This is a genomic window from Hydrogenophaga sp., from assembly GCF_041913525.1.
In the GTDB taxonomy this organism is placed as follows: Bacteria; Pseudomonadota; Gammaproteobacteria; order Burkholderiales; family Burkholderiaceae_C; genus Hydrogenophaga.
The window spans coordinates 76,547-85,289 of the sequence record NZ_JAYSFD010000016.1 but is presented as its reverse complement, the minus strand read 5'-3'; the positions used below and the strand labels follow the sequence as shown (position 1 = coordinate 85,289).

Below are 8,743 nucleotides of genomic sequence, written 5' to 3'. Positions count from 1 at the left end.
TGCCCACGTTCACGTGCGGCTTGGTCCGCTCAAATTTCTCTTTTGCCATTTTTCACATCCTAAAAAGAACAAGGCCCGTGTCGGGTTTAAGGTCTGCACGCCACTGCTGAATCGCCCCGCACGGGCACAGGGCGGCGTGACGTCGCAGACCGACTGAAATTACTTGGCGCGAGCCGAGATGATGGCCTCGGACACGTTGCGCGGCGCTTCGCTGTAGTGCTTGAATTCCATGGTGTAGGTGGCACGACCTTGGGTCATCGAGCGCAGCGTGGTGGCGTAGCCGAACATTTCGGACAGCGGCACCTCGGCCTTGATGGCCTTGCCGCCACCCACCATGTCGTCCATGCCCTGCACCATGCCGCGGCGGCTGGACAGGTCACCCATCACGGTGCCGGCGTAGTCTTCAGGGGTCTCGACTTCCACGGCCATCATGGGCTCCAGGATGACGGGCTGGGCCTTGCGGCAACCTTCCTTGAAGCCGAAGATGGCAGCCATCTTGAAGGCCTGTTCGGACGAGTCCACATCGTGGTACGAACCGAAGTGCAGGGTGACCTTGACGTCGACCACCGGGTAACCGGCCAGCACGCCAGTGTTCAGGGCTTCGATCACGCCCTTCTCCACCGCCGGGATGTATTCGCGAGGCACCACACCGCCCTTGATGGCGTCGATGAACTCGAAGCCCTTGCCGGCTTCGTTGGGTTCGATCTTGAACACAACGTGGCCGTACTGGCCCTTACCACCGGACTGACGCACGAACTTGCCTTCGGCTTCGTCGACGGTACCGCGAATGGTTTCGCGGTAGGCCACCTGAGGCTTGCCAACGTTGGCTTCCACGTTGAACTCGCGCTTCATGCGGTCAACGATGATTTCCAGGTGCAGCTCGCCCATACCGGCGATGATGGTCTGGCCAGATTCTTCGTCGGTCTTGACGCGGAAGGACGGGTCTTCAGCGGCCAGGCGCGACAGGGCGATGCCCATCTTTTCCTGGTCAGCCTTGGACTTCGGTTCGACAGCCTGCGCAATCACGGGCTCAGGGAACACCATCTTTTCCAGGGTGATCACGGCGGACGGATCGCACAGGGTCTCACCCGTGGTCACGTCCTTCAGGCCCACGCAAGCAGCGATGTCACCAGCGCGGATTTCTTCCACCTCCTGGCGGTTGTTGGCGTGCATCTGCACGATACGACCGATGCGCTCTTTCTTGCCCTTGACCGGGTTGAAGACGGTGTCGCCCTTCTTGAGCACGCCCGAGTACACGCGAACGAAGGTGAGCTGGCCCACGAACGGGTCGGTCATCAGCTTGAAGGCCAGGGCCGACAGCTTCTCTTCATCGTCGGCCTTGCGGCTGGTTTCTTGCTCGGCCTCATCAGTCCCTGCCACAGGCGGGATGTCCACAGGCGAGGGCAGGAAGTCGATCACGGCGTCCAGCATGCGCTGCACGCCCTTGTTCTTGAAGGCGGTACCGCACAGCATGGGCTGGATTTCGGTGGCCAGGGTGCGGGCGCGAATGCCAGCCTTGATCTCTGCCTCGGAGAGGTCGCCCTCTTCGAGGTACTTGTTCATCAGCTCTTCGTTGGCTTCAGCGGCGGCTTCCACCATCTTGCTGCGCCACTCTTCGGCAGCGGCCTTCAGTTCGGCCGGGATGTCGTGGTATTCAAACTTCATGCCCTGGGAAGCCTCGTCCCAGATGATGGCCTTCATCTTGATCAGGTCCACCACGCCCTTGAAGTTGTCTTCGGCGCCAATGGGGATCACGACGGGCACCGGGTTGGCCTTCAGACGCAGACGCATCTGGTCGTAGACCTTGAAGAAGTTGGCGCCGGTACGGTCCATCTTGTTCACGAAGGCCAGGCGGGGCACCTTGTACTTGTTGGCTTGGCGCCAGACGGTTTCCGACTGGGGCTGCACGCCACCCACGGCGCAGTACACCATGCAGGCACCGTCCAGCACGCGCATGGAACGCTCCACTTCAATGGTGAAGTCCACGTGCCCAGGGGTGTCAATGATGTTGAAGCGGTGCTCGGGGTAGGACAGGTCCATGCCCTTCCAGAAGCAGGTGGTGGCGGCAGACGTGATGGTGATGCCGCGCTCTTGCTCTTGCTCCATCCAGTCCATGGTGGCGGCACCGTCGTGCACTTCACCAATCTTGTGGTTCACACCGGTGTAAAACAGAATGCGCTCGGTGGTGGTGGTCTTGCCGGCGTCGATGTGAGCGGAGATACCGATGTTGCGGTAACGCTCCAGGGGCGTGGTACGTGCCATGAAAAATTCTCCAGAGATACGGGCAAAGCCCGCCACCCTTTTTGAGAGTGTTGCGGGCCTTGCGGATGGGCTTGAGCCGGGTACGGGAGCGGCTTAGAAGCGGAAGTGGCTGAAGGCCTTGTTGGCTTCGGCCATGCGATGCACTTCATCGCGACGCTTCATGGCACCGCCACGACCTTCGGTGGCTTCCACCAGCTCGTTGGCCAGGCGCAGGGCCATGGACTTTTCGCTGCGCTTGCGCGCGGCTTCCTTGATCCAGCGCATCGACAGCGCCAGACGGCGAACAGGGCGCACTTCCACGGGCACCTGGTAGTTCGCACCACCCACGCGGCGGGACTTGACTTCCACCATGGGCTTCACGTTGTTGATGGCGGTGGAGAAGATTTCCAGCGGGTCCTTGCCGGTCTTCTTCTCGATCTGCTCAAGGGCACCATAAATGATGCGCTCGGCCACAGCCTTCTTGCCGCCTTCCATGATCACGTTCATGAACTTGGAAAGCTCGACATTGCCGAACTTGGGATCCGGCAGGATTTCACGTTTAGGGACTTCGCGACGACGGGGCATTTGATCACCTCTTGCTTCAGTTGATGCCTGGACGTCCTGTTTTCCAGACACCGCGCAGACTCATCATGAACCTGCACTTACTCGACCCAACAGTTGGGTCACTACGCCGGTCCGGCTCGTCAAAACCGGGCGGCACCGAATCAGAAAACCTGCAATTAGGCCTTCTTGGGGCGCTTGGCACCGTACTTGGAGCGCGCCTGCTTGCGGTCTTTCACGCCTTGCAGGTCCAGCGAACCGCGAACGATGTGGTAACGCACACCGGGAAGGTCCTTCACACGACCACCGCGAACCAGCACAACGCTGTGTTCCTGGAGGTTGTGGCCTTCACCGCCGATGTACGAAATGACTTCGAAGCCGTTGGTCAGGCGCACCTTGGCGACCTTACGCAGAGCGGAGTTCGGCTTCTTGGGCGTCGTGGTGTACACACGGGTGCACACACCGCGGCGCTGCGGCGAGTTTTCCATGGCCGGGCTCTTGGATTTGGTCTTCTCGACCTCCCGGCCGTGGCGCACGAGTTGGTTAATGGTTGGCATGAAACGTCCCTAAACGTTTAAGAAATCGGAAAAGAGTGCTCCTCGGAAATTTCCGAAAAGCTCTCTACTGTAGCACGGGGGCACCCAAACCTCCAAGCGGAGGTCACGGGCTTACTGAATCCAGAGGCGAATGGCATCCCAGGCTCGACCAAAGACGCCACTTTCTTCGACCGTCTCGAGCACCGCCAAGGGCACTTCGGCCACCACACCGCCAGCGCCCATCGTCACGCGCAAAGTACCAACGGACTGGCCTCGCTGCAGAGGAGCCACCAGAGGATCGGGGCGGACCACCTCAGACTTCAGGCGCGCGCCCTCGCCTGCGGGAACCGACACCACCACACCTTCGGGACGACCCAGCTTCACGGTGTTGGACTTGCCTTTCCAGATGCGCGGTTCAGCGGCCGCCTGTCCTGGCGCCAGCAGGCGCACCGTGTCGAACGCGGTGTAACCCCAGTTCAGCAGCTTTTGGCTCTCAGCGGCGCGAGCGTTTTCGCTCGTGGCACCCAGGAGCACGCTGAGCAGACGACGCTGACCAGCCGGGCCATCACCCAGGCCTTGAACCGGCCGCTTGGCAGTGGCCACCAGGCAGTAGCCAGCGGCATCGGTGTGACCGGTTTTCAAGCCGTCCACCGTGGGATCGCGAAACAGCAGCAGGTTGCGGTTGGTGTCATTCGCCGCCGGGGTGCCGGGGTAGCGGTAGCGCTGGATGGAGTAATAAGGAACGTACTGCGGGAAGTCGTTCATCAGGCGCGTGGCCAAGGTGGCGAGGTCGCGTGCGGTCGTGGTGTGCCCCGCTTCGGTCAGGCCTTCGGGGTTCTTGTACGAGGTGTTGGCCATGCCCAGGGCCTTGGCCTGCTGGTTCATGAGCTGCACAAAGCGCTCCAACGACCCGCCCACGCCCTCGGCGAGGGCCACGGTGGCGTCGTTGCCGGACTGCACGATCATGCCCTTGATGAGGTCTTCCACCGGCACCTGCATCTTCGGGTCGATGAACATGCGCGAGCCCGGCATCTTCCAGGCGCGCTCACTCACGCCAAAGGTTTGGGTGAGCGAGATCTTGCCCGCCTTGAGCGCATCGAACACCAGGTACGCGGTCATGAGCTTGGTGAGCGACGCGGGTTCGACCGGCTGATCGGGGTTCTTCGATGCCAGCACTTGACCGGTGGTGACATCCAGCAAGAGGTAAGCCTTGGCGGCCACCTCTGGGGGCTGAGGCATCTGGGCCAGCGCGGCGCCATGGGCCAGACTGACAACGGCAAGAGCGCCGATCCACGCACGGAAACGTCGGAACAACAACACGGGAATCCTTGTGAGAGAAGAAAGAAAAAGCGCCAGCAGCGCCTTAGGCCTGAAGGTGGTGCAGCACCCGATCGCGGAGCATGGGCAACTGGCCATGAAAGAAATGGCCACCTGAGGGCACCACCAGCACCGGCAGGACCTGCGGCCGAGCCCAGTCCATCACGCTGGACAGGGGCACGGTGTCGTCCTGCTCACCATGCACGACCAACGTGCGCACGTGAAGTTCCGGCGGAATCGTTGCGACTTGAAACCGACTCGCCGCTGTCCCCACAAGCACCACGTGGCGAATGTCGCGACTGCCCTGGAGACGATCCACCGCATGGCTGGTCACAAAAGCGCCGAAGGAGAAGCCCGCGAGACACAAGGGCCCGCTGGGCGCCTGCGCCTCGACCACCGACAGCAGGTCGTCCAGCTCGCCTCGACCGTTGTCGTGAATGCCTTCACTCTGCCCCACACCGCGGAAGTTGAACCGCACCGCGGTGTAACCCGCCAGAACAGCAGCGCGGGCCAGCGTCTGAACCACCTTGTTGGTGAGCGTGCCGCCATGCAACGGATGGGGGTGGGCGATGACGGCCGTGCCGACCGCCAACCCTTCCGGGCGGTCAATGGCCACTTCCAGCAAGCCGGCAGGGCCTGACTGGGTCTTCCACTCGGTCTGCGCGTTCACGATCGACTGCTCAACGGCCCACCTCAGGCGGCGTCACCAGGCGCTCGACCACCACGCCGTCCCGCAGGTGTGACTGCACGATCTCGTCGATGTCGTTTTGGTCAACGTAGGTGTACCAGACTGCCTCAGGGTAGACCACGGCGATCGGCCCGCCAGCGCATCGATCCAGGCACCCAGCCTTGTTCACGCGCACCTTTCCAGGCCCCAGAAGCCCCAGGGCTTTCGCCTGTGACTTGCACCGGTCGAAGGCTTCTTGCGCCTTGTGGTCGGCGCAGCACGCCTCGCCGTTGTCGCGGCGGTTCAAGCAGAAAAAGATGTGCCGCTGGTAGTAAGAGGGTTCGGACATGTCGCGATTCTAGTGGGCCGATGCCGCCGGCCACTGCCGCACGACGGCTCGCAAACCGTAGGCCATGGCCGCAAAGGGCCAGAGCCAGCCAAGCCACTGCGACACCCCGTGAAAGCGAATAAAACGCCCCTGCTCCCAGACCTCCAGCGATTGCTCGAAATAAGGACTGTCCGGGGACCCATTCAGCAGGCTGAGCGATGTCGCCAGCGACATGAGCATCAGCACCAGGCAGAGCCGCCTTGGCATGGGCAGCGCCACCAGGCCAGCCAGCAGACCGATCCCCATGCCCAACACCACCTGCGGACTCATCCAGGCCCAGGCGTGAGCCGGGCCGTAGGTGAGCGATGCCGACAAGCCCGCCACGCCGAACGCCCCCAGAAAGAACAGCGGCAAAAACACAGCCCTGCGCAAAAGAAAACGCATGTCCGAGAAGGCAAGCAACACTGGCGACAAGAGACTCAGCGAGATGCAGAAGGCCTCCGCCAGCGGACTGAGGGGCGAAGGGGCCTCCAGCCTCAGGGGCAACCACTCCACGAAAGGTGTGTCCATCAGGAATTCGACCAGCCCGCCTTCCAGGCGCTCCCAAATGTGGCCCAGGCCAAAGGGCACCGGCGCAGGGTACAGAAGCGCCAAGGGCCAGAGCGCCAGCAACACCAGCCCACCGTGGGCGGAGGGCTCAAGCCACCGCGCCCTGAACGCCGCCCATCGCCGCAGCAAGCCCAGCCGCCACGCCAGCACCATGCAGGAGGCGCCGATCAAGGCCCCCGCGCTGTTGAGCAGGAAATCGACGTTCGAGGGCACCCGCATGGGCAGGTAGTTCTGCAGCGTCTCCACGCTCAGCGACAGGCCAACACCCATCAATGCCCCGCCCAGCCAGCCGACCCGAAGCGAATGGCCCGATCGCACCAGGGCTACCGCGAGCAGAAATCCCAGGGGGACGTAGCCCAGCAGATTGGAGGCAACGTCAAACCCCGTCCAGTACTGAGGCAGAGGTGCCAGCAAGAAGGCCCAAGGCTCGACGCCCTGGTCCCGCCAACCCACGAAGGGATACAAGCTGGCGTAGAGGACGACCGCGCCCAGAAGCAGTGCCAACGGCCAGGCAGAAGATCGGGTCTTGGTCAATTCCGTCAGAAGGGTTTGACCACCACCAGCACAACGGCGATCAGCAACAAAACGACCGGGATTTCGTTGAACCAACGAAACCACACATGCCCCCGTCGGTTGGCACCGGCGGTGAATCGCTTGAGCAACACGCCGCAGCCATGGTGGTACCCCAGCACCAGTGCCACGATGAGCAGCTTGGCGTGCATCCAGCCATTGCCAGGCCCCTTGCCGATGCCATAGCCCAGCCACAGCCAAAGTCCCAGCACAACGGCAGGCACCATCAGAATGGTGGTGAAGCGCATGAGCTTGCGAGCCATCTGCAGCAACCTCTCGCGCTCGGCCACGCTCTCGGGCGGCACCATGGCCAGGTTGACAAAGATGCGCGGCAGGTAGAAGAGACCAGCGAACCAGCTGGCGACGAACACGATGTGGAAAGATTTGACCCAAAGCATCTCGGCAGTGTAGTGCGCGAAAGACTCGGGGCACAGGCCCTTACCGCGAACGGATTGGCCAAAAAAAACCCGGCCATGGGCCGGGTTGGGAAGCCTTTTTGCTGTCACACACTAAGGCACCCGCTCAGGGAGGAAAAGCGGGGGGATCCTCGCGGAACCCAGCGCGAATATTACCGCATGATGGCGAAATGTCCATGCGAAAAATCACCGATTGGCCGCCCAATTGGGCGCGCGGGCGGTGGCGGCTCTTCACATCACCTTGGCCAGCTCGAACATCACCGCCGTGCCCAGCGATTCGCGGATATTGGTGCGCCCCACCTTGGCCATGGACATCTCGTCGAAGCCCGACATGTCGAAGGAACGGCTGTCGGGTGAGATCTCGACGAACGGCATTTCGAGGAAATCGCGAAGCACCGCGCGCTGGAAATCGTCGAAGTCATCGCCCCGCAACTCGGCATCCAGGATGATGAGATTGGGGGTGCGGTGCAGCAGCGCCGCACGGGCCTGGAGGAAGTCGGTCACGCTGTCGGAGGAGATGCCCAGCTCACGCAAGGCGTCGCGAACCTCCGCGCGCAATTGCAGGGAAGGCGACACCGTCAGGACGTAAACCCCTTGCATCGACTTGAAAACAGTGGTGGGATCGTCTCCCATGTCGTAGGTGCACAGTCCGTCGATGGACTGGACGGTTCGCGTGAAGAACACCGTCAAGGCCACCCCTTCGTCGTTCACATCACGCTCGATTTCGATGCCACCCGATGCCTTCGCAATTTCGCGCAGCAACATCCAGCTGAGGCTGTCGGGCTGTGCGCCGCTGGAGGGCGGCATGCCTTCGTTGAAGGCACGTACTTGCAACCGAGCGTGTTGGGGCCAAGTGTTCAAGTCTAGGCGAACGTCCACACGCTGCCCGAACGGCATGACCCAATCGAGCGCCGCGTTGACAAAAGCGTACGCCACCGTAGGGTCGATCAACACCTCGACTGGCTTGCACTTGCGACGCAATTCGATGGCCAGGGCAGCGAAGTCGCGCCGACGCTCATCGAGCAGCGCCTCGACCAGATCGGCCATGGGCACCTTTTCGTGCGACTGGCGAATACGCCCTTCGTGGAAGCGCTGAATGCGTTGGGCAGTCAGGCTGGTCTGTCGAAGGCGCTCAAGCGGTACCGAAATGGCACGATGTTCGATGGGGCCCAACCGATCGCGTGCCAGCAGTTGATCCACCTGGTTTTGCAAGGTGGTGACGGCATGCGCCATCTCATCGGCCACCGCAAGCACGAGATGACCCCAACGCCCGTCCAGCGACCACTCCTGCCCCTCCCGCGGCTGAATCTGGGCTTTGACGGGGGCGCGTGCGCCGTGAGACTTCTTGAGGGTGGACATGATGCGGACCGGATGAAAGCAGACAAAACCGCCGGAACGTGAAATTAACACCTTAGACGTCAAGCGGAAGACTTGGGCATAAGCGGAAACACCTCAGGGCGTGGAGTTAGGCACACTCCCTGCGGGTTTGTGACCAGAA

Annotated in this window: 9 protein-coding genes; all 9 read right to left on the bottom strand. The window is 62.1% G+C overall.

Features of this window, described 5'->3' with window-relative positions:
- Positions 1 to 159: 159 nt before the first annotated feature.
- The 9 genes from fusA to ACE3RQ_RS16655 all read right to left on the bottom strand — a co-directional run bounded on the left by fusA (position 160) and on the right by ACE3RQ_RS16655 (position 8,604).
- Positions 160 to 2,262: an elongation factor G gene (fusA, locus tag ACE3RQ_RS16695; RefSeq protein ID WP_374523196.1), complete on the bottom strand. Its 2,103-nt coding sequence runs from the start codon at positions 2,260 to 2,262 to the stop codon at positions 160 to 162.
- A 93-nt stretch (positions 2,263 to 2,355) separates the two neighbouring features.
- A complete protein-coding gene (gene rpsG / locus ACE3RQ_RS16690) occupies positions 2,356 to 2,826 on the bottom strand; it encodes a 30S ribosomal protein S7 (protein WP_374523195.1) in 471 nt (156 codons plus the stop codon).
- A gap of 155 nt (positions 2,827 to 2,981) precedes the next feature.
- Positions 2,982 to 3,359, bottom strand: coding sequence for a 30S ribosomal protein S12 (gene rpsL / locus ACE3RQ_RS16685; protein WP_009516237.1), 378 nt, complete (start codon positions 3,357 to 3,359; stop codon positions 2,982 to 2,984).
- Between the two features lie 111 nt (positions 3,360 to 3,470).
- On the bottom strand, positions 3,471 to 4,577 hold the full coding sequence (locus ACE3RQ_RS16680; RefSeq protein ID WP_374523199.1) for a D-alanyl-D-alanine carboxypeptidase family protein: 1,107 nt from the start codon (positions 4,575 to 4,577) through the stop codon (positions 3,471 to 3,473).
- Between the two features lie 124 nt (positions 4,578 to 4,701).
- Complete coding sequence (locus ACE3RQ_RS16675; protein ID WP_374523193.1) at positions 4,702 to 5,325, bottom strand: alpha/beta hydrolase; 624 nt, start codon at positions 5,323 to 5,325, stop codon at positions 4,702 to 4,704.
- A gap of 10 nt (positions 5,326 to 5,335) precedes the next feature.
- The gene (locus ACE3RQ_RS16670; protein WP_374523192.1) at positions 5,336 to 5,671 is read right to left on the bottom strand and encodes a ferredoxin; all 336 of its coding nucleotides are present in this window, start codon (positions 5,669 to 5,671) and stop codon (positions 5,336 to 5,338) included.
- 9 nt (positions 5,672 to 5,680) lie between these two features.
- Entirely contained in the window at positions 5,681 to 6,877 is a 1,197-nt protein-coding gene (locus ACE3RQ_RS16665; RefSeq protein ID WP_374523191.1) for a VanZ family protein, read from the bottom strand.
- Positions 6,799 to 7,227 carry a CopD family protein gene (locus tag ACE3RQ_RS16660; protein WP_374523190.1) on the bottom strand — a complete coding sequence of 143 codons (429 nt, stop codon included), beginning with the start codon at positions 7,225 to 7,227 and terminating at the stop codon, positions 6,799 to 6,801. The genes ACE3RQ_RS16665 and ACE3RQ_RS16660 overlap by 79 nt, the downstream gene beginning before the upstream one ends.
- A 249-nt stretch (positions 7,228 to 7,476) precedes the next feature.
- Complete coding sequence (locus ACE3RQ_RS16655; protein ID WP_374523189.1) at positions 7,477 to 8,604, bottom strand: hypothetical protein; 1,128 nt, start codon at positions 8,602 to 8,604, stop codon at positions 7,477 to 7,479.
- Positions 8,605 to 8,743 lie beyond the last annotated feature (139 nt).